The organism is Stenotrophomonas sp. YJH_SMC_6, assembly GCF_059371335.1.
The window spans coordinates 154,257-175,370 of the sequence record NZ_JCAFUM010000008.1; the positions used below are offsets into that span (position 1 = coordinate 154,257).

General features: G+C 65.3%; 18 protein-coding genes. 9 read left to right on the forward strand and 9 right to left on the reverse strand.

Annotation, left to right across the window (positions count from 1 at the left end; genetic code table 11):
- Window positions 1–6 precede the first annotated feature (6 nt).
- The 6 genes from AC5P9N_RS11120 to AC5P9N_RS11145 all read right to left on the reverse strand — a co-directional run bounded on the left by AC5P9N_RS11120 (window position 7) and on the right by AC5P9N_RS11145 (window position 7,473).
- Window positions 7–2,253, reverse strand: a complete 2,247-nt coding sequence (locus AC5P9N_RS11120; protein ID WP_164212604.1) for an RHS repeat-associated core domain-containing protein — start codon at window positions 2,251–2,253, stop codon at window positions 7–9.
- Window positions 2,253–5,546, reverse strand: coding sequence for a DUF6531 domain-containing protein (locus tag AC5P9N_RS11125; RefSeq protein WP_158230129.1), 3,294 nt, complete (start codon window positions 5,544–5,546; stop codon window positions 2,253–2,255). The genes AC5P9N_RS11120 and AC5P9N_RS11125 overlap by 1 nt, the downstream gene beginning before the upstream one ends.
- Before the next feature lie 180 nt (window positions 5,547–5,726).
- Entirely contained in the window at window positions 5,727–5,942 is a 216-nt protein-coding gene (locus AC5P9N_RS11130; RefSeq protein WP_099485149.1) for a hypothetical protein, read from the reverse strand.
- Window positions 5,939–6,583 (reverse strand): RNA polymerase sigma factor, encoded by a 645-nt coding sequence (locus AC5P9N_RS11135; RefSeq protein WP_099485150.1) that lies wholly within the window; start codon window positions 6,581–6,583, stop codon window positions 5,939–5,941. Before AC5P9N_RS11135 ends, AC5P9N_RS11130 begins: the two co-directional genes overlap by 4 nt.
- A 36-nt stretch (window positions 6,584–6,619) precedes the next feature.
- Window positions 6,620–6,949 carry a hypothetical protein gene (locus tag AC5P9N_RS11140; protein ID WP_010482336.1) on the reverse strand — a complete coding sequence of 110 codons (330 nt, stop codon included), beginning with the start codon at window positions 6,947–6,949 and terminating at the stop codon, window positions 6,620–6,622.
- A gap of 32 nt (window positions 6,950–6,981) precedes the next feature.
- Entirely contained in the window at window positions 6,982–7,473 is a 492-nt protein-coding gene (locus AC5P9N_RS11145; RefSeq protein WP_229298698.1) for a hypothetical protein, read from the reverse strand.
- Window positions 7,474–7,635: 162 nt separating this feature from the next.
- Here AC5P9N_RS11145 and AC5P9N_RS11150 point away from each other — a divergent pair, with 162 nt between their 5' ends.
- The 7 genes from AC5P9N_RS11150 to AC5P9N_RS11180 all read left to right on the forward strand — a co-directional run bounded on the left by AC5P9N_RS11150 (window position 7,636) and on the right by AC5P9N_RS11180 (window position 16,031).
- Window positions 7,636–10,008 carry a S9 family peptidase gene (locus tag AC5P9N_RS11150; protein ID WP_049459625.1) on the forward strand — a complete coding sequence of 791 codons (2,373 nt, stop codon included), beginning with the start codon at window positions 7,636–7,638 and terminating at the stop codon, window positions 10,006–10,008.
- Window positions 10,005–10,424, forward strand: coding sequence for an NUDIX hydrolase (locus AC5P9N_RS11155; protein WP_012481609.1), 420 nt, complete (start codon window positions 10,005–10,007; stop codon window positions 10,422–10,424). Before AC5P9N_RS11150 ends, AC5P9N_RS11155 begins: the two co-directional genes overlap by 4 nt.
- A gap of 30 nt (window positions 10,425–10,454) precedes the next feature.
- Window positions 10,455–11,015: a hypothetical protein gene (locus AC5P9N_RS11160; protein WP_099485152.1), complete on the forward strand. Its 561-nt coding sequence runs from the start codon at window positions 10,455–10,457 to the stop codon at window positions 11,013–11,015.
- Window positions 11,016–11,048: 33 nt separating this feature from the next.
- On the forward strand, window positions 11,049–12,170 hold the full coding sequence (locus tag AC5P9N_RS11165; RefSeq protein ID WP_005411622.1) for a hypothetical protein: 1,122 nt from the start codon (window positions 11,049–11,051) through the stop codon (window positions 12,168–12,170).
- Window positions 12,171–12,207: 37 nt separating this feature from the next.
- Window positions 12,208–13,821, forward strand: a complete 1,614-nt coding sequence (locus AC5P9N_RS11170; protein ID WP_043034433.1) for a hypothetical protein — start codon at window positions 12,208–12,210, stop codon at window positions 13,819–13,821.
- Window positions 13,822–13,875: 54 nt separating this feature from the next.
- The gene (hemF, locus tag AC5P9N_RS11175; protein WP_099485154.1) at window positions 13,876–14,772 is read left to right on the forward strand and encodes an oxygen-dependent coproporphyrinogen oxidase; all 897 of its coding nucleotides are present in this window, start codon (window positions 13,876–13,878) and stop codon (window positions 14,770–14,772) included.
- A 95-nt stretch (window positions 14,773–14,867) separates the two neighbouring features.
- Window positions 14,868–16,031 (forward strand): hypothetical protein, encoded by a 1,164-nt coding sequence (locus AC5P9N_RS11180; protein WP_076739418.1) that lies wholly within the window; start codon window positions 14,868–14,870, stop codon window positions 16,029–16,031.
- Between the two features lie 42 nt (window positions 16,032–16,073).
- On the opposite strand, the gene AC5P9N_RS11185 is transcribed toward AC5P9N_RS11180, so the two are convergent.
- Window positions 16,074–16,553 carry a DUF421 domain-containing protein gene (locus AC5P9N_RS11185; protein WP_024957711.1) on the reverse strand — a complete coding sequence of 160 codons (480 nt, stop codon included), beginning with the start codon at window positions 16,551–16,553 and terminating at the stop codon, window positions 16,074–16,076.
- Between the two features lie 340 nt (window positions 16,554–16,893).
- Entirely contained in the window at window positions 16,894–19,668 is a 2,775-nt protein-coding gene (polA, locus tag AC5P9N_RS11190) for a DNA polymerase I (RefSeq protein ID WP_012481616.1), read from the reverse strand.
- 98 nt (window positions 19,669–19,766) lie between these two features.
- On the opposite strand from polA, the gene AC5P9N_RS11195 reads away from it, so the two are divergent.
- On the forward strand, window positions 19,767–20,051 hold the full coding sequence (locus AC5P9N_RS11195; protein ID WP_005411628.1) for a DUF2782 domain-containing protein: 285 nt from the start codon (window positions 19,767–19,769) through the stop codon (window positions 20,049–20,051).
- A 256-nt stretch (window positions 20,052–20,307) separates the two neighbouring features.
- On the opposite strand, the gene AC5P9N_RS11200 is transcribed toward AC5P9N_RS11195, so the two are convergent.
- Window positions 20,308–20,754, reverse strand: a complete 447-nt coding sequence (locus AC5P9N_RS11200) for a universal stress protein (RefSeq protein ID WP_005411629.1) — start codon at window positions 20,752–20,754, stop codon at window positions 20,308–20,310.
- A gap of 183 nt (window positions 20,755–20,937) precedes the next feature.
- Between AC5P9N_RS11200 and AC5P9N_RS11205 the strand changes: the two genes are divergently transcribed.
- A complete protein-coding gene (locus AC5P9N_RS11205; protein ID WP_005411630.1) occupies window positions 20,938–21,084 on the forward strand; it encodes a hypothetical protein in 147 nt (48 codons plus the stop codon).
- The last annotated feature ends 30 nt before the right edge of the window (window positions 21,085–21,114 follow it).

A 21,114-nucleotide genomic window follows, 5' to 3' on the forward strand; every position in this document is an offset into this window, starting at 1 on the left:
TGCGCCTCAATGATCCGGGTTGAACGACTCAAAGGCAGAGGGCGCAGTTGAGCCCTGCCAAAGCATGGAAATGCTTGCCGCGTTCATCGCTGCAATACCGCCCACCGATACTGGGAATGGGCTGCGGAACGGCATGAGCATCGAGCGAATTCCGCCGGCCGTCAGAGCGTCCTGGGTGCGCGTCGCGCAGGTGTCTCCCCAGGCTTTTACCGGTTCAGACTTGGGATTGGGCAGGCGAATTCCCCTCTTGGTCTCAAGCTGCGCGATCATTCGCGCCTCCTGCTCCGGACTGGTCTTGATCGTAATCAACGTACTGGTTCGGTACTCGGACTGCTTGTTTAGATAGTCTGTAAGTGAGCTACCGTAGTCCGTCAGGGTTCCATCGCTGTAAACACCCTTTCCCGTGAACGCGATGGCCACGTGTCCAGCGGCGTTGCCTGATGTCTCACCCCCGAGGATTACCAAGGTGTCCAGACCGAGAGGGTCCACACGGCTGATTGGATTGGCCCCGGTGTAGCTGTAGGTATTACTGCCCGCGGCCAGCCCGACCGGATCGCTTTGCACATACCGGCCTATGGCCGCGTCGTAGTCCCGGAATCCGTTGTACCAAAGCCCCGTTTCCTGATCGAAGTACTGACCGGGGAAACCGATGTTCAAACCACCGATGGAGTCCGTTCGCACAGAACGTCCATATGCATAGTTGTAGGCTTGCCAGACCACTGCCCGATCTGCGTTGCTGGCGGCCTCAGGACGGCCGAGGTGATCGCCGTGGATCTGGGAAATCGTCCCTTGCCGCGACAGTCCAACCAGCTCACCATCGAACCAAAGGTAATTGCTCCATATGCCACTGCCTCGTTCCGACATCAACCTGTTCTGCCCGGCGTACGTGTAATAGCTGGTACCGGCCGGGTTGATCTTCGCCAAGCGCTGGCCAAGCGGATTGAGAAGATACTGAGTGCCATATCCGTTGACCTGTGAGGATGTCATCCGGTTGAACGCTGAATAGCCGTAGGTGCGCTCGTCGCCAGCCGCATGCTCTGCGGTCCGGTTCCCCATCGCATCGTAGCTGTAGCTGCGTGATTCATCGCCAGGCTTGTTGGACGAGTACCCAAGCAGACGATTGCTGCCTGCATCGATGCTGAAGGTGCGGGTGTGGTTACCTTCGCCGAAAATCGTCCAGTTGCTGTTTTCATCGTAGCGCATCGTGTGGCCTTTCCCACCTCGCTGCTGCTCGGAAATACGGCCAAGACTGTCATAGCCGATCTGCTGGGAAGCACCGGGTTCAACTGCATCATCGATTCGGGTAATTTCGTTGCCACTGCTGTAAGCGTAGGTTTTCGAAAGCACCGTTGAATTCGCGCCTGCGATAACCCTCGATTTCAAGCGCCCGTCGACGTCGAATTCCTGACGCTCCTGCAGCCCGTTGGCGAACTGCATGGATCGACGGGCACCGCCCGCCTGGTACTCTGCCTTGTCAACGAGGCGCACCGCCTGACCGTTCTGGATGACGGTCATCGCGTAGGGCGACCCATCCGAGTACTCGTATTGAACCTGCATACCATCGGGATAGGTGATGGTTCTCGGTCTGCGCATCTCGTCGTAGCTGTAGCGCATCGTCAGCAGCTGGCTGACGGTTCCCAGGCGCACGTCGTCACCGCGCTCGGCAACTTGTCCGTCCTGTGTGTAACTGAATGAGGTGATCGCTCCACCCTCTGTGACAGAGCACAACCTGCCTTTGCCGTTCATACAGTTGTCATAGCGGTAGGTCTGCAGCTGCCCAGCGGCACTGGCCTGCAGCAGGCGTCCCTGGCCGTCGTACTGGTACGAGGTGTTTATGCCATCGCCGCGCGTGCTCGCCAACAACAGGCCCGCCGGACTGTACGCCAGCGTAGTCGTTCCCGAATCGGGGCTGTCCTGCGCAAGCAGGTTGCCCAGCCCGTCAAATTCATAGAGGGTAACCTTGCCACGAGGGTCTCTGATCTGGACCACGCGATCCGCCGTGTCATAGGTATATGAGGTCACCCCGCCATCGGGATGCGTCACCTTTGACATCCGCCCCAACGCGTCGTAAGTCATGACCAGCCTGCGTCCCAGAGAATCTACCGTCGCGGTGCGGCGGCCCTCTGCATCGTACTCATGGCGGGTCAGCTGACCGTTGTTTCCACGCTCAACGGTCATGCGGCCCAGTTCATCGTACTCAATCGACTTGCTGAGAATCACCACCGACGCCAGTATCAACAATCCAGAACTCATCATTCTTCCTCGTAGCAGTTGACGCCGCTGCAGTTGGGGCCGCTGCCCTTCCCGCCAACGGTGATGCGATACTCGTGGTTCGGTCCGAAGCGGATACCCGCGTCCATCATCTGAAAGTAGCGGACGTGTGTTCTGGTCAGCGCTTCTGCAGTGGCCTCATAGCTCCAGTTGAACTGCGCTAGCTCGCCGGGGAGCACCCTGTGACCCAATGCGATCTGCTCCCCGGTGTTGAGCACCATCGCAGTACTTCCCGGATTCCAGACGGTGTTACCCGTGTTTCGTACCGTGAATGTAACGCTCCACGTCTGCTCATCACTGAGTGAAGTGCCGCGCTCGGGATTGATCAGATCAGCGCCACGCAGCATTGCGGGAACCGTAAATCCGCCCTGCGGTCCAACGAGCGAGTTCGGCCCTCCTGCCGGCGAAATGCCATGGATGAAAATACCTTTGCCGCCATGGGCACGACGCATCCCTGCGTCAAGCGGGAGAGTGAATCGATAAGCCCCTCCGCCAATCTGGCATGCCGCTGCCACTCCAGGCTCGCTTGCCTGATTCGCCGAACCCGAGACTGCGAACGTTCCTGCTCCTGCGGCCCCGCCTGCATAGAGGTGAACGTCGATGGAGCGAGCGACTCCGGTCGCGCATGCCCATCCGCGAACGTAGTAGTTCCAGTTAGAATCGTGACTGACTTCATCGATGTTCCCGACGACCATAGGCGCTGGCACGACCGAAGCTCCGCTTCCACCCAACGATCGATTCTGCCCGCCATCAACGGCGTTACCGTAGACCGTTATCGTCTTCCCACCATGCTGCAGGCGCAGATCAGCGGGCAGGCCAATGTGATACCGGTAGTTGCTTCCACCCGCCTTGCAGGACGTAGCAACCTGCGGCTCGCTCACGAGGTTGGCAGTGTTGCCACCAAGGAAGGAAGACCCGCCTGCAGCATCATTGGCGTAAACGTGGACGTCGATGGATCCGTCCATGCCCATGGAACACGCCCAGCCTTCAACGTACCAGTTCCAGTTGGTGTCGTGGGTCACGCGGTCAATCGCACCCGTCACCTGGGTGGTGACAGGGTATGCAGTTTCCATTACCTGCTCGAAGGTCACCTGCGATGCATTGTTGTAGCCGAATGCCCTTCGCGAGTACCCACCACGCTTGTTGGGAGACCACGTCTCCAAAAGACGCAGCGCGGAATCATAGTAGTTGTGGACCTGGCTGCCGTCGGGGTGGACAACCGTATCCACGAGGCCGGCGGGTGTATAGCTGTAGGTCGTGGTGAACGGCTTCCCGTCGACCGTGCTTGTTTCCTTGATCGTGCGGCCACGTGCATCGTACACATAGTCATTGATGGCGCCGTTGGCAGTCGTTATCCGACCCGGCTTTCCAAGGCCATTGTGATTCTCGAAGCGGATGCTGTGTCCCGATCCATTGGTATAGGCGATCAAGTCCCCCGCCACCGAGTACTGAAGGGTGGAGCGGTCTCCTGTACCCGGCAGTGGGCCATCGATCGTCATTTCGGCGACGAGGCCATTGCCGTGCAGGCGATAACCATAGGTAACCTGCTGCTCACGACCCGCACCAGCCGCAGTCAGGTCCTTGTTCGTGATGCTGAGGATGCGCCCCCTGGCGTCGTAGCTGTACCGTGTCGTGGCCTGGCCTGCCAGCGTCTGCGACAGCAGGCGATTGTTCGCCATGTCCCATTCGTAGGTCCAGGTCCGCGCCACGGGCGTACCTGCGGCTTCCACGCGCCGAAGGATGTGGCCCTGGCCGTCGTAGCTGTACTCGGTCACGACGCCCGCGAAGTCGGTGGTGCGTCGCTCGTAGCCGTTTTCGTCGTAGGCCTTCTCTTTGAAACTTGCAGGGCAGCTTCCGGCGGCACCGGACACTGAGACCAAGCGATCGTCTTGGTACGCATAGGTGGTCTTACGGCCCAAGGGCGTTGTCTCGGTAACATCTATGCGTACCGGAATCGCCTTTGCCGGGTCAGACGCTTGCGCGACCGGGGCCGAAGCAGCCATCGCAAACTGCTGCATGGGCTCATCCACCAGGCGTGGCCCGTGGCAGTTCTGCACACCATTGGGTCCGTACTCGCACATCCGCCGCTCTTCGTTGAATACATAGCCGCCGGGCGGTAGCGGCGCAGGTGGCGGAATGACCGGCTTGCTGCTCTTCACATCGTAGGCGAACTGAAAGCGTTCAACGCCACCACTGTGCTGGGTCGAGGTTGCTCGCCCTTCAGCGTCGTAGGTGAAGGTCGAGTAGCGCGTGTCGTTGAATGCCTTACCGGTCAGTGCCCCGGGCAAGCGATTATCTTCGTAGAAGTACGTGATCGTGCTGCCCGGCAACAGAGCATTGGTCAGACGACCGGACCCTGCCCCACTTCCGAAGATGTTGTGGTCGTAATAGTAGCGATAGACATTCCCCGCCGGATCCGTGACCTTTGCCGCCATGCCGTTGGCCCATTCGAAGGCCACGAAGCGTCCCGACGTATGGGTCACCCGGTCGAGATAGTCCCCGCGATAGGTGAAAGTCCAACCTATTCCTTGTTCGTTCACGCGGGTGGTGATTCGCCCTGCTGCCGAGTATGTCTCATGCCCATTGACGTCGTTGAACAGGGTCAGCGAACCGTCCTGATTCCGCACGATGTAGGCGATCGGCAATGCCTTCTGTTCAACGAAGTTGCCGCTGGCGGCATCACGCTGGAAGCGGATCCGACGGCCATCGGGCCTCTGTGCCCAGATCGTCTTCCCGTCGGCGGCGACAGTAATCGAGTAGTCGAAGTTGCTCAGCCAGAATCGGCCAAAAAGACCACGGCCACTCCAGAAGGAGTTGTAGGTACGCGACAGTCGAAGCGGCATTGCACCTTCGCTGCTGAAATCGACTTCAGGTTCGACCTTGTTGCCTGTCGAAAGCACAACGGGGTTGCCGCTCACTTCGCCAGCACAACGTGCCTTTTCCAGCTTGTCGGCGGTGCGCTGCTCTTCGACGCTTGGCGTGGTGATCGACCCGCCCGAACCAGCGCCGGGCCCACGATCCCAATCACCGTTGTTGCTGTTGCCACCGCCACCACCCCAGCCACCCCAGCCCATATCCACGATGCCATCGTCCCAGCATTCGACCTGGGACGCTGAGACCGGTTGGCTTTCCTGGTTGAACGTCATCCCCGTCACGGTCGTCACACAGTGGCGTGCTGCCTGCGCGTGTGGGGAGAAAGAGGAGGCTCCGAAGCCGACGATCGCCAACGCCAGAAGGCTGGGCCGACCAAGGTGGTACGAGTTTTCGAGTTGCACTTGCTGATTCCTGTCAGGCGCATTGCTCGCCATCGGGGAACGCGAAATGCTTCCGCCATCCATGGCGACACAACCAAGGCGGCGATCTTCACATTTGTATTCACAAAACACAATGTGTTCATGCTTCGTCCGGGACGTCGCTACGGCGGGGCCAGCGGGCCGGCCCAACGAGGTTGCGATTCAGCCCCGGAAGTACCAGACGCCTGCCGCCACCAACGCCCCAACCAGCACCACCTGCACCACCACGTACCACACACCACTGTCGCGCGATTCAGAAGTAATGCGCTTCTGCAGCGCCTCGCTCACATCCGGCGCGTCTTCCTGCTGCGCCTGCTCACGCAACGCCTGGGCCAGCGCGCGCTCTTCCGCATCGCGGGGGTCGGTTGGTAGGTTCACAGCAGTTCTCCAGCGGAGGCGTGCCGCGTCAGTTCCTGCTTCAGGACCTGGCGCGCGCGGTGCAGGTGGCTCTTGATGGTACCGCGCGCCAGCCCGGTCACCTGCTCGATCTCGGCCAGATCGAAATCCTCCAGGTAGTGCAACCCGACGATCAGCCGCTGTGGCGCACTCAGCCGTTCCAGTGCCGCGCCCAGCTGGCGCCCGGCCTGCAGCATCTCGCTCAGTTCGGCCGGGCCCGGGCCTTCATCACCGATGCCAAGTTCTTCCGGCACCTCCACCGCAACCATCCATTGCGCTTCCAGGCGTCGCCGTCGCAGGTGCTGCAGCGCGGTGGTGTAGGCCACCCGCGAAACCCAGGTACGCAACGAAGATTCAAATCGGAACCGGTGCAACTGGCGGAACACCGCCAGGAAGGTTTCCTGCAGCAGATCGGCCACCTGGTCGCGGTCGCCAACCATGCGACCGATCACGTGCGCGCAGGTGCGCTGATGCGCCTGCACCAGCTGCGCGAACGCCGGCTGCGAACCATCGATGATGGCGCGGACCAGAGCGCGGTCGTCATCTGCGTCGGGTATGGGCTCGGCGGGGACGTCGCGGCGACGCCCCCGCAATGCAGCCAATGCTCCACCCAGCAGGCTCATGCGCAGGGCGCCCCCTGTGCCCGTGGCATGCCTGCCTCAGCCCTTGCGCGCGGCGGGGCGGGTGAAGTGCCAGGCCAGCAGCTGACCGAGGCCGGCACTGCCGACCATCGCGGCGGCGGCGCCGAAGGTCAGTTCGCGTGCACCGATCGCCTCCAGCAGGCCCATTGCCACGGCCAGGCTGACCAGGCTGATGCCCCAGCGCAGCGCGCCCTGGCGGCGGCGCTCTTCTTCCAGCACGGCCAGCGAGCGGATCACTTCCTCCGGCACGTGCGGGGCCACCAGCTTGCTGCGCGCGCGCGCATCGGCAATGGCATGGATCGCGTAGGCGATGCAGATGAAGAGGGTGATCGGGATCAGTTCCTGCATGGTCGGGCTCCTGTTCGATGGATGATGCGGGTTCACGAGAATGGATGCGCGACCACGGCAACCGGTTGCACTAGCTGCCTGCCACCTCGTCGCTGGCGCCGGGCGTGTCCGCCGGGTCCGGGAAATAGGTCTCCACCTGAAAACCCAGCTGCAGGTCCGCCATCAGTCCCAGCAACTGCTGATCCAGCACAAGAACCCGCCCATGCGGTCTTTCCAAAGATGCCGACACGCACGCCGATCGAAGCCCCCTCCTGCAGCAGTTCCCCGATCACATCGGCGCGTGCCCGCAGGAGATCGACCAACGCCGGCCAGGCATCCATCACCCAGCCGTCCTTGCCCCTCTCCAGTACGAACACCACGCGGGTCTCCGCATGCCCGCTGATCAGGCTGCCGTCGCGATCCCGGTATCCGGTTCCGACGTCTCGGGAGAACGCCGGTTCCAGATCCAGCCGGGCGGCAATCCCGGCGCCGGCCTCTGTTGGGTGCTGCACGCGCAGCGAGATCCTGTAGTCGTAGCAGTACATATCGGTTCCATCCGAACGGAATGGCCATCATGCCGCACACGCCGTCGCAGCGACTTGGAGAGGGCCATTTTGCCGATTCCGCTGCCATGACCTGTGGCCCCTGCCTCTGGCCCTTGCGGCTGCTACGCTTGGCCGGTTTTCCTCTACTGGTGCCGTCCGCCCATGTCCCGAGTGCTGCCCCTGTCCCTCCTGCTGTCGGCCGTGCTGGCCGCACCGGCCGCGCATGCCGCGCCGACGCCGATCACCATCGAACAGGCCATGGCCGACCCGGACTGGATCGGCCCGCCAGTCGAGAAGGCTTGGTGGTCGTGGAACAGCCAGCAGGTGGAGTACCAGCTCAAGCGCAACGGCAGCCCGGTGCGCGATACCTTCCGCCAGCCGGTGGCCGGTGGCGTGGCCGCGCAGGTGGCCGATGACCAGCGCGGCACCCTGGACGTGGCCGAGCCGGTCTACGACCGCAGCCGCAGCCGCAGCGCCTTCGTGCGCAATGGCGACGTGTTCGTGCGCGACCTGCGCAGCGGCGCGCTGACGCAGCTGACCCGCAGCAACGAGCGCGCGGGCAACGTGAACTTTGCCGCCGACAATGGCGTGATCTGGTGCGTCGGCCAGAACTGGTTCCACTGGGCCGCCGCCAGCGGCGTGCAGCAGGTGGCCAGCCTGAAGGCCGAAAAGGATCCGCGTACACCGCCGAAGGCCGACGTGCTGCGCGACCAGCAGCTGCGCACGCTGGAAACCCTTCGCCGCGACCGTGACCAGCGCGAAGCACTGAAGGACCAGGACCAGCGCTGGCGCCAGGCTGACCCGACCCGCGCGCCGGGCCCGGTGTACCTGGGCGCCGACGTGGAGATCGCCGACAGCGTGCTGTCGCCTGACCTGACCCACCTGGTCGTGGTGACCAAGCCGAAGGACTTCGATGACGGCCGTGGCGGCAAGATGCCGCTGTACGTGACCGAGTCGGGCTACGAGGAAACCGAGGACACCCGCACCCGCGTCGGCCGTAACGGCTTCGAGCCGCACACGCTGTGGTACGTGGACGTGCGCACCGGCAAGGCCGAGAAGGTTTCGCTGGCCGGCCTGCCGGGCATCAGCACCGATCCGCTGGCCGAGCTGCGCCGCAAGGCCGGCAAGGACGCGCTGAAGGGCGAGCGCAGCCTGCAGGTGATGAGCGACTTCATGGGCGGTGGCATCCGCTGGAGCCCCGATGGCCAGCAGGCCGCGGTGATGCTGCGTGCCAACGACAACAAGGACCGCTGGATCGTCAGCATCAACGCCGCCGACGGCCGCGTGCAGAACCGCCATCGCCTGACCGACAACGCCTGGATCAACTGGGGCTTCAATGATTTCGGCTGGATGGCCGATGGCCGCACGCTGTGGCTGCTGTCGGAGGAATCGGGCTTCTCGCACCTGTATACCCAGTCCGGTACGGCCAAGCCGCAGGCGCTGACCAGCGGCAAGTGGGAAACCTCGGCGCCGGTGCCCTCGGCCGATGGCAAGGGTTTCTACTTCCTGTGCAACCAGCAGGCGCCGCATGACTACGAAGTCTGCGCGGTCGACACCGGCAGCCGCCAAGTGCGCGAGCTGACCAGCCTCAACGGCGTGGAAGACTTCTCGCTGTCGCCGGACGGCCAGCAGCTGCTGGTGCGCTACTCCGGCGCCTACCTGCCGGCGCAGCTGGCCGTGGTACCGAGCACCGGCGCAGGCCAGGCCCGCGTGCTGACCGACACCCGCACTGCCGAGTTCAAGGCGCGCCAGTGGATCCAGCCGAAGCTGGTGGCGGTGCCGTCCAAGCATGGCGCCGGCGTGGTCTGGGCCAAGTACTACGAGCCCGAAAACAAGGAACCGGGGAAGAAGTACCCGATCGTGATGTTCGTGCACGGCGCCGGCTACCTGCAGAACGTGCACCAGCGCTACCCGGCCTACTTCCGCGAGCAGATGTTCCACAACCTGCTGGTGCAGAAGGGCTACATCGTGCTGGACATGGATTACCGCGGCAGCGAGGGCTACGGCCGCGACTGGCGTACGGCGATCTACCGCAACATGGGCCACCCGGAACTGGAAGACTACAAGGACGGCCTGGACTGGCTGGTCGACACCCAGCAGGGTGACCGCGACCATGCCGGCATCTACGGTGGTTCCTACGGCGGCTTCATGACCTTCATGGCCCTGTTCCGCTCGCCGGGCACGTTCAAGGCCGGCGCCGCGCTGCGCCCGGTGGTGGACTGGCACCAGTACAACCACGGCTATACCAGCAACATCCTCAATACCCCGGACATCGATCCGGAGGCGTACCGCGTGTCCTCGCCGATCGAATACGCGCAGAACCTGCAGGACAACCTGCTGATCGCCCACGGCATGATGGATGACAACGTGTTCTTCCAGGACTCGGTGAACCTCACCCAGCGCCTGATCGAACTGCACAAGGACAACTGGTCGATCGCACCGTACCCGCTGGAGCGCCACGGCTATGTGCGCGCCGATTCCTGGCTGGACCAGTACAAGCGCATCCTCAAGCTGTTCGAGCAGAACCTGAAGTGAGCAACGCCGCGGCCACGATCCACATCGTGGCCGCGGTCATCCTGGATGACCGCGGCCGGGCGCTGGTGGTGCGCAAGCACGGCGCCAGCCGCTTCATCCAACCGGGCGGCAAGCCCGAACCCGGCGAAGCGCCGCTGCAGGCGCTGGCCCGCGAACTGGACGAAGAACTCGGTGTGCAGTTGTGCGCCGATACCGCCATCGCGCTGGGCACCTTCGAGGATTGGGCGGTGAACGAGCCCGGCCATCGCGTGCAGGCACAGGCCTGGTGGGTGCGGGTGGACGGCACGCCACAGGCATGTGCCGAGATCGCCGAACTGGCCTGGGTGCCGCTGCAGCCGCCGCATGGCCAGCCCTTGGCACCGTTGAGCGAACACCATATCCTGCCGGCCGTCGCCACCCGGGTGACGGCCCGCTGATCGCGCGGGCACCGATTGCAAGGACACCGGATGTCAATGTCGATCCCGCCGATTCCCTCGCTGGTCCAGCCGACCTATCACGCCTGGGTGCGCCCGATCGCACACGCTTCGTTCTGGCTGTCGCTGCTGCTCACGGTGTACTTCGTGATGCAGGGGCTGCTGCTGTGGCCGCTGCACAACCTTCCGATCTGGCATCTGGTTGAGAGGGAAGTACAAGACCAGCACCTGCACAGCCTGACCTGGCTGTTGGCGCATCCGGTGGCCGCGTCGATGATCGTCGCGCTGCTGTGCCTGGCCTCGACGCTGGCCAGCTGGGGCCTGCTGCGCGAGCGCAGCTGGGGCCTGTGGAGCTTTGTGGTGATCCTGCTGCTGAGCGCATTGGCCAACTTTGCGGTCGCCGGCTGGTTGGACGTGTTCATGCGTGATGTCATCCCGTTTCTCTCCGACGACGCCGTCCTGCAGCAGGAACTCCATCTGAAACGCTGGTTGATCACGCTAACCGTGGTGGCCATGTCATTTGTGCTCCTCGGCCTGCAGGGCTGGCTGGCCTGGCGCCTGTTGCGGCCGGACCTCCGCTCGCGCTTCCACTGAGCCCCCCCTTTCCCGCACGACAAGGACCGTCGCTTGCGCTTGCCGACCCTTCTCCCCGCATTGCTGCTGTTGACTGCGCTGCCTGCCAGCGCCGACGCGCTGCAATGTGGCGAATACCGCAGCGCCGATGGCGGCATGGCGCTGGTGTTCACCACTCCCGGCAGCGGCTACCACCACGATGATGGCAGCGAGCCGCAGCCGCTGTGGGTTGATCGCGGTGCGGCACAGACGCGGTTGGTCATGCTCGACGATGGCGTGGCGCAGCCGATCCGGATCAGCGCCGATGGGCAGCGCATCGAGTACGACGGGGTGGTGCTCTACACCCTGCGCCAGTCCCGCACCTGCGCCAGCGAGCCCAGCGCGATGGACGGCAGCTGCCGCGTCGCCGGCAGCCACTGCGTTGCACGGCTGCCCACGGCCTCACCCGGCCAGGCCCAGCGTGCGTGCAGCGAAGGCGTTGGCGCGGGCTGCTCGGCGCTGCTGCGCCAGCTTCGCGATGGAACAACTGTAACCGGCAGCGATGACACCAGCCCCGCGCGCTTCGAACGCCCGCCCATCTGCCGCGAACACACGCCCGGCCATGACCCGCCGGCCTGCGAGACGCTGACCGGCGATGCGCTGGCCGCCGCCATGCAGAAGGTCGGTGAACGCCTGCAACAGGAAGACGAAAACATGCCGGATTCACCGCTTCCGGCCGCTGCACGTGATCGCCTGCAGCAGTTGTGCCTGCAGCAACGTGGTGGCCGCTTCTGCGTCGAAGTAGCCGCACAGCAGCTGATCGCGCTGGAGCCCGCATTGGCGGTGCAGGCGCTGCAGGTGGTCTGCGATGCCGGCCGCGCCAGCGCCTGCGAACGCATCGCACCGCTGCGCGGTCCCGGCACCGACCTGCGCCTCGTCCCGGCCCAGCAGGTGCCCTGCGGCCGCTACCAGGCCGATGGAGGCGTGATCGACAGGCTCGACTTCGGCGATGGCACCCGGGCCCGCCTGCAGAACGGCGCCATCCACCTGCAGCAGAACGGCGAAACCCTTGTGCTGCGCCAGCTCGGCAACGGCGATCTGCTCGGCATGGATGCGCAGACCGCCTACCAGCGTTACCAGCCCGTGCCCGGCACGGCAGAATGTACGCCCCCGCGCGAGGGCCCTGGTTCGCCGTAGCGCCTGGAGTTTCCCGTTCGATCGTCAAGGAGACGACATGCATTCACCCGCACCGCGCCAGCGCTGGCTGGCCTGGGCGTTGCTGCTGGCCGCACCGATGGCCGCCGCACAGTCACCGCAATGCGGCCTGTTCAAGGCCGACGAAGGCAGCAGCACGCTGCGCATCAGCTCACCCAACCGTGGCGAGCAGAAGCACTTCGGCAGTGCACCGTCTCCGGTCGCGTTCCAGCAGATCGACGGGAAGCTGCAACTGGTGAACCTGGAGTACGGCCTGCCCAGCCCGCTGCAGGTACGTGATCGTGGCCGCACGGTCGAGGTGGATGGCACGACCTACATCCTGCTGGCCCCCGAACAGTGCGCCGCAGCAGCCACGCCGGCTGAAGGCGGCTGCCTGGCCAATGCCGTGGCCTGCCTGGACAACCGTCACGAAGCCACTCCGGCCGCGCTGGAAGCAGGGTGTCGGGAAGGCGTGCCCGGCATGTGCCTGCAACTGGCTGATCGCTGGCGTGATGAAGCCAAGCCTACGGTGAAGGCCGATCCTGTCCAGCAGAAGGCGGCCCTCGACGCCGCCCTGTCCGGCATCAAGCTCCCCGCTGCCTGTGACAACGGTGGCTTCGAACAGGAAACCCCGGCATGTGCCGCCGCGCTCGAGGCCGACCCCGCAGTGCAGGCGCAGCTGGTCAAGGCCGCGATGACGGCAGCCATGACCGAAGCCATGGTGACGATGACGGCGCCGACCGTGCCGGTGATCATTCCGGCTGAGCGGCGGCAACAGTTGTTGCGGCTGTGCCGCGAGGTAGCGCATGGCGGCTTCTGCGAGCGGGTGGCCGAACTGTCCTGGGACGCGGGAGATCCCCTGCTGGCGGTGCAGGCGCTGGCTGCGGCCTGCACACCGGGCAACGACACCGCCACCTGCGAGCGTCTGCCGGCGTTGCAGGCGCTGGGCGCATCATTGCAACCGCAACCGGCAACGGCCCTGCCCTGCGGCAACTACCGGGCCGATGGCGGTCTGATGGACACGCTGGACTTCGGTGACAACGGCCTGGTCGGCGTTGGCTGGAACAGTCATCTCCGCGCCCGCGTCGAAGAGGGCGACATCCGCATCCGCCACGACAGGGGCGGCGACTTCGTGCTGCGTCCGCTGCCTGGCGGCCAGCTGCTGGGCCTGGATACCTGGACCCGCTTCCAGGTGTTCACCCCCACTGGCGATGGCCCGGGCCGCTGCAGTGCACCGAAGCAGTACACCGTGCTGCCGCTACCCCAGGATTGCCCGCAGGCGCTCGCTACCGGCGGGGCGGAAGCCTGCTGCGCGCAGGGCAAGCTGCAGGGCTGCAACATGCTCGGCAACCGCCTTGCGCTGTCCGGGCACTGGCTGCAGGCCGCCGAGCACTACACCACGGTCTGCCGCGCCGGCGTCCGCGAGGGCTGCGAGAACCTGGTCACGGCCCAGGGCAACGATGCCGAGGTGGATGCACATGCACTGCTGGACCGGCTGTGCAAGGCCGACCGCAGTGGCCTGCACGTGGCCTGCGACGTGCTCGGCACCCAGAACTGGGAACTGATCGATCTGGGCCGCGCGCTGCAGAAGGCGGCCGATGACGCGGCATCAGACGACACCCCGCCGCCACGCCATTCCAACCGCAAGCGCTGAGCCGGCCAGGGCCTGTCGGCAGCTTCGGGCGGGCCCTGCGGTAAAGTACGCGCCATGAACGAATTCGAGCGCGTGCGCGCCTACCTCACCGACCTGCAGGACCGCATCTGTGCGGCGATCGAGGCCGTCGATGGCCGGGCCCGCTTCCAGGAAGACCTGTGGCAGCGTGCCGAGGGCGGCGGTGGGCGCACCCGCGTGCTGCGCGACGGCGCGGTGTTCGAGCAGGCCGGTATCGGCTTTTCCGATGTGTCCGGCAGCCGCCTGCCGCCGTCGGCCTCGGCCAACCGCCCGGAACTGGCCGGCGCCTCCTGGCGCGCCACCGGCGTGTCGCTGGTGTTCCACCCGCTCAACCCCTACGTGCCGACCACCCATGCCAACGTGCGCTTCTTCCAGGCACAGCGCGACGGTGAAGTGGTGGCCAGCTGGTTCGGCGGCGGCTTCGACCTGACCCCGTTCTATCCGTTCGACGAGGACGTGCAGCACTGGCACAAGGTGGCACGCGATCTGTGTGCTCCGTTCGGCGACGAACGCTATGCCGCGCACAAGCGCTGGTGTGATGAGTACTTCTTCCTGCGCCACCGCAATGAAACGCGCGGCGTCGGCGGGCTGTTCTTCGACGACCTGCACGGCGACTTCGAGCGCGACTTCGCTTATCTGCGTGCGGTCGGCGATGGTTTCCTCGACGCCTACCTGCCGATCGTGCAGCAGCGCAAGGACGCCATCTATGGCGAGCGCGAACGCGAGTTCCAGCTGTACCGCCGCGGCCGCTACGTGGAGTTCAACCTGGTCTACGACCGCGGCACCCTGTTCGGGCTGCAGAGCGGTGGCCGCAGCGAAAGCATCCTGATGAGCCTGCCGCCCCGGGTACGCTGGGAGTACGGCTTCACCCCGGAAGCGGGCAGCGCCGAGGCGCGCCTGGCCGACTATCTGGTGCCGCGCGACTGGCTGTGATCTTCCGGCGCCACGCCTGACCCGTGGCGCCCTCTCCTGCCTGTGGTGCGCCCCGCACCGGACAGGCCCTGCTCACTTCCTTCAAGGATGACCCCATGCCCGCTGCTGTTTCCCCCCGCCCCCGCGCTGCGGGCTGGCGCTCCCTGCTGTTGCTTGCATTGGCCTCGGCCAGCCTGCCGGCCGCCGCTCAGTCGATGGCCTGCGGCACCTACAAGGACAGCAACGGCAACACCACGCTGACCCTGGAGAGCGAAGGCCACGGCTTCCTGTCCGGCCCCTACCAGGCCACCGAGGAGCTGCGCATCGCCCGCCAGGAAGACGTGCTCGGTACCGGCAACCTGTCCACGGGCCAGCTGGAAAACTGGTACTTCTCGGACAACGACCGCACGATCAGCACGCCCTATCGCGAGTTCACCCGTGAGCACGCCGCCGCCTGCAAGACGATGCCGCAGCCCGTCGAGGGCGGTTGCGTGATGAACACCTCCGAGTGCCTGGAGGCGCTGCCAGAGGCCGCACCCGTGAAACTGCACGCCTGGTGCGCCGAGGGCGTGGGCGCAGCCTGCATGCGCCTGCTGGAGACCTACCAGCAGCAGGCCAAGGACGCAGCGCCCGGAAAGGAAGAACCGCCGATTCCCGAGATCTGCAGGGAGGAGCTGCCCTCGTTCGACGCCGAGGGTTGCATGACGGCAGCCAAGGAGATTGCCTCGGAAATGATGGGCAAGGCCCTGCTCGGCCTGCAGCATTCCGTGGATGCGCCTCTGCCACCTGCACAGCTTGATGAACTGATCGACCTTTGCCGCGTGCAACAGGGCGAAACGTTCTGCGCCGACACCGCCGAAACCTTGTGGAGCAGTGGCCGCCTGCAGGAGGCCCGCGATGCGCTGCAGCGATCCTGTGCACAGCGCGCGGATGCCCCGGCCTGCGGTCCGGCCAAAGACCTTGCCGTTCTCGCCAGCGCCCCCGCGGCAGCGCTCACGCCGGTGCCGGCCGCCGCACTGCCCTGTGGCAGCTTTGAAGCCGAGCGCAGCGTGCTGTCGCAGCTGCGTTTCCTCGAGGGTGGTGTGGTTGAGGCCGGTGGCCGCGAACAGCCACTGCGGGCAAGCCTGCGCGATGGCCGCATCCTCATCCACCGCGATATCGGCAGCGACTTCGTGCTGCAGCTGCTGCAGAACGGCAACCTGGTCGGTATCGACAGCGGCAATCGTTTCGCCTATTACGAGCGCAAACCGGCGGCCGGCACTACCCGCTGCACACCGTGAATGATGCGCTGTAGCGCCGAGCCCATGCTCGGTGCTGCACGATCAGGTGCCCTTCCGCGGAAGGATGGTGATGTGCCCGGTCGTCTCCAGCAGGGCGATCTGCACATCCTCGATCCGCAGGCCACCCTGCTGGCGCAACGCAGCATCGAAATCGGCCCGGCTGATCAGTTCGCGGCGAAGAACACCCTCCAAAAGCCGGCCATCGCGCGCGATTACGGTAGGTTCTCCTTCGATCATCCGCTCCATGCGTCGATTCCGGGTGGTCAGCCAGCCCACCCCATAGTTGAGCAGGATGAGGGTCGCGGCCAGCAGCAGGCCGCCGCCCAGCGAGGTATCGGTGCCCAGCAGCGCGTTCTGCACCGCATTGCCCAGCAGCACGATCAACAGCACGTCGAAGGGCGTGATCTGCCCTAGAGCCCGCTTGCCGCCAAGCCGGACCATGCCCAGCACCACGACATAGACCACCACCGCGCGCAGGATGAACTCCCACCAGGGCATTGCCAGTGCAAACAGATCGGGCATGGCCTTCCCCTGTGGAACGGTAGCCCAGCCTAGCACCAAGGATCTGACCCCATCCCTGGTGCTGCGGCGGCACAAATAAAAAGCCCCGCTGACCAGGGGGAGGTCAACGGGGCCGGGGAACGGGCACTTGGGGAGGAGTCCCCGTTCCGAGATCTGCTCCAGGGGATGGGAGAGATCCACAACAGGCGTTGCGCCTGTCGAGAGTTATAGAAGCACTCCGAACACTAACGGTTCGTGAAGGGGCCCAATTTAATGAACCTCGATCAGGACAACATTCATGATCGAGTCAGAAACCTCTGACGAATGAACGAATTCACGTCGTTTTCGGCCTGAAATGCCCTCAGTGCGCTTCGTCCCAGTTGTTGCCGACGCCGGTATCGACCACCAGCGGCACCCGCAGTTTGGCCGCTTGCGACATGCGCTCGACCACCTGCAAACGCAAGTCTTCAACGAAACTGCTTTCGGTTTCGAACACCAGTTCATCGTGCACCTGCAGGATCATCCGTGCCGGTGCGCCGCTGTCACGCAGCCACTGGTCCACGTCCACCATCGCGCGTTTGATGATGTCGGCGGCGGTGCCCTGCATCGGCGCGTTGATCGCCGCGCGTTCGGCACCGGCGCGCAGGCCCTGGTTACGTGCATGAATGTCGTTCAGGTACAGGCGACGACCAAACAGGGTTTCCACATAGCCCTGGTCGCGGGCCTGCTGGCGCATCCGCTCCATGAAATCGCGCACGCCCGGGTAGCGGCTGAAGTACAGCGCCACGTAGTCCTGCGCCTGGCCACGGTCGATGCCCAGGTTGCGGGCCAGGCCGAAGGCGCTCATGCCGTACATCAGCCCGAAGTTGATCGCCTTGGCGGCGCGGCGCTCGTTCGGGGTCACTTCCTCCAGCGTGCGCCCGAACACCTCGGCGGCGGTGGCACGGTGCACGTCGGCGCCCTGCTCGAAGGCACGCACCAGGCCCGGGTCCTCGGACAGGTGGGCCATGATCCGCAGTTCGATCTGCGAATAGTCGGCCGCCAGCAGCTGGAAGCCCTCCGGCGCCACGAACGCGCGGCGGATGCGACGGCCGTCCTCGGTGCGGATCGGGATGTTCTGCAGGTTCGGGTCCGACGAGGACAGGCGGCCGGTGGCGGCTCCGGACTGGTGATAGCTGGTATGCACGCGGCCGGTATCCGGGTTGACCATCTCCGGCAGCTTGTCGGTGTAGGTGCTGCGCAGCTTGGCCAGCCCGCGGTACTCCAGGATCACGCGCGGCAGCTCGTGCTGGTCGGCAATCGCCTCCAGCGCCTCTTCATTGGTGCTGGGCTGGCCCTTGGGGGTCTTCACCACCGCCGGCAGCTTCAACTCGTCGAACAGCACCGCCTGCAGCTGCTTGGGCGAATCCAGGTTGAAGCTGCGCCCGGCCAGCTCGGTGGCTTTCTGCTGCGCGGCCAGCATGCGCGAAGACAGGTCCTGGCTCTGCCGGCGCAGTTCGTCGGTGTCGACCCGCACGCCGTTGGCTTCGATGCTGGCCAGCACCGGCACCAGCGGCATCTCGATGCCGCGGTAAACGCTGTCCAGCGCCGGCTCGGCCAGCAGCTGCGGCTGCAGCGCGTGGTGCAGGCGCAGGGTGATGTCGGCGTCCTCGGCGGCGTAGCGGCTGGCCTCGTCGATGCCCACCTGCGAGAACGGAATCTGCTTGGCGCCCTTGCCGGCCACGTCCTCGAACTTGATGGTGCTGTAGCCCAGGTAGCGCAGCGCCAGCGAATCCATGTCGTGGCGGGTGGCGGTGGAATTGAGCACGAAGCTCTCGAGCATGGTGTCGTCGTGGTAGCCCTGCACCTGCACGCCGTGGCGTCGCAGCACGTGCAGGTCGTACTTGCCGTGCTGGCCCAGCTTCTTCTTCGCCGGGTCCTGCAGCACCGAGCGCAGTGCGTCCAGCACCTGCTGCATCGGCAGCTGGGCCGGCGCACCCGGGTAATCGTGGCCGACCGGAATATACGCCGCCCTGCCCGGCTCGACGGCCAGGCTGATGCCCACCAGCCGCGCACGCATCGCGTCCAGCGCATCGGTTTCGGTATCGAAGCTGATCAGGTCGGCCTGCTGCAGGCGTTCGACCCAGGCCTGCAGCTGCTCGGCGCTCAGCACGGTCTCGTATTCACCCGGCGCGGACAGTGCCGGATCCAGCGTGCCGGCGGCGGGCGCCTCGACGCTGCCACGCGCGAAGCCGGCCGCAGTGCCGCGCAGGCTCGGGGTCGCCTCGCTGGCGGCCACCGGTGCCGGCACCGGCGCACCCAGCTCCTTCAGCGCCTGGGTGAAGCCGTAGCGCGCATACAGCTCGGTCAGCTCCGGCACGTCCTGCTCGCGCAGGGCCAGCGTGGTCGGGCTGGCGTCCAGCGCCAGGTCGGTGCGGATGGTCACCAGCTCGCGGTTCAGCGGCAGGCGCTCCAGCGCCGCGCGCAGGTTTTCGCCGATCTTGCCCTTCATGGTCGGCGCGGCCGCCATCACCCCATCCAGGTGCTGGTACTCGGCCAGCCACTTGGCGGCGGTCTTCGGCCCGCACTTCTCCACGCCCGGCACGTTGTCGACGGTGTCGCCCATCAGCGCCAGCAGGTCGATGATCTGGTCGGCGCGCACGCCGAATTTCTCCATCACCGCCGCATCCGAATCCATGCGGCTTCCGGTCATGGTGTTGACCAGCTCGATGCCCGGGCGCACCAGCTGGGCGAAGTCCTTGTCGCCGGTGGAAATGGTCACCTTCAGGTCCTGCGCCAGGCCCTGGAGGGCCAGCGTGCCGATCACATCGTCGGCTTCCACGCCGGGGACGCGCAGGATGCTGATGCCCAGCGCCTCGACGATGCGGCACATCGGCTCGACCTGGCTGCGCAGCTCATCGGGCATCGGCGGGCGGTTGGCCTTGTACTGGTCGTACAGGTCATCGCGGAAGGTCTTGCCGGGCGCATCGACCACGAACGCGACGTAGGCCGGGCGTTCCTTCAGCGTCGAACGCAGCATGTTGACCACGCCGAACAGTGCGCCAGTGGGTTCACCCTGTGCATTGGACAGGGGCGGCAGCGCGTGGAACGCGCGGTACAGGTAACTGGACCCGTCGATCAGGACTAATCTGCTCATGGGCCGATTCTACGCGCCCGTGCCTGCACCGCGACGACACGGCACGCACCTGGCGATGGGGCATAATCAGGGCTCTCTCCAGGCAAAGGCCCCCGCCGATGAAGACCCTGATGCTGGCTTCCCTGCTCCTGCTCGCTGGCTGCGCCAGCATGGGTGGCGCAGGTGCTCCCCCGGTGGACGTCAAGGGCGCCGATGTCTCCAAGCGCACCATGGACAACGGCGATGTCATCGAGGAATACCGTGTGTCCGGCCAGCTGCGCATGGTCAAGGTGACGCCATCGCGCGGTGCTCCGTTCTACATGTACGACAAGAACGGCGATGGCCGTTTCGACAACGACAAGGACGGTGTGTCGCCGGTGTACTGGAAGCTGTACAGCTGGTGATGTGACCGGGGTCGGATCCCTCTCCACAGGAAAGGGCTCTGACCCCTCAAGGCCATCGGCACGGCCCATCCACGCATGGCGTGGATCTACCGGGACAACGAACGTGGATCCACGCCATGCGTGGGTGACCGCCTATCAGTAGATCCACGCCATGCGTGGATCCGCCCCCCGATCCCCGACAAAAAACAACGCCGGCGCGCATCCTGCGGCCGGCGTCGGGTCCCCTCCCCGGGAACGCTTGAATCAGTGGTGTGGATCAGCGGATGACCAGCACCGGCAGCGTGCTGCGTGCCAGCACTTCGGCGGTCTGGCTGCCCAGCAGCACGCGGGTCACGCCACGGCGGCCGTGCGAGGTCATCACGATCAGATCGCTGTTGCGCTCGCCGGCGGTCTCGATGATGCCGTCAGCCGCGTAGCGGTCCAGCACGTGCACCGGATTGGCGGTGATGCCCTGCTCGGCCGCCTTGGCCAGCGCCGGCTGCAGCACCTTCTGCGCACCTTCCTCGCGGTCGGCCTTGTACTCCGGGCTGTTCATGTAGCCCACGCTCCAGCCCATGGCATCGTACATGCCGACGGCCCATGGCTCGGAAACAGTCACGATATCGACCTCGGCATTGAGGTCCTTGGCCAGCTCCAGGCCCTTGGCCAGGCCCTTGTCGGCCAGCTCGGATCCGTCGGTGGCAATCAGGATGCGCTTGTACATGGTGGGGCTCCGTAGCGATCTGCCAGATGGGAACGACACCATTGCACACCGGATGTGCAGGCCGTGCCTTGAGCAGAATCAATCCGGCGCCGTGCAGGGGCGTGCGCACCGCCCGCTTGCACGCACCGGTCGGGCGGCGCATGCTCGGCGGGCGGCGCACTGCCGCGCTCAAGGATGACCGACATGCAGGACAACAAGCCGCCCGTTTGGAGTTCCCAGAAGTCCATCATGGTCGCCGCGATCATCGCCTTGGCGGTGCTGTTCGGCGGCTACCAGATCGGCAAGGACATGGCGCTGCGCGACAACGCCCGGCAGTCAGCCGGCCGATAACCTGCTGCCGTAGAGTCGAGCTTGCTCGAC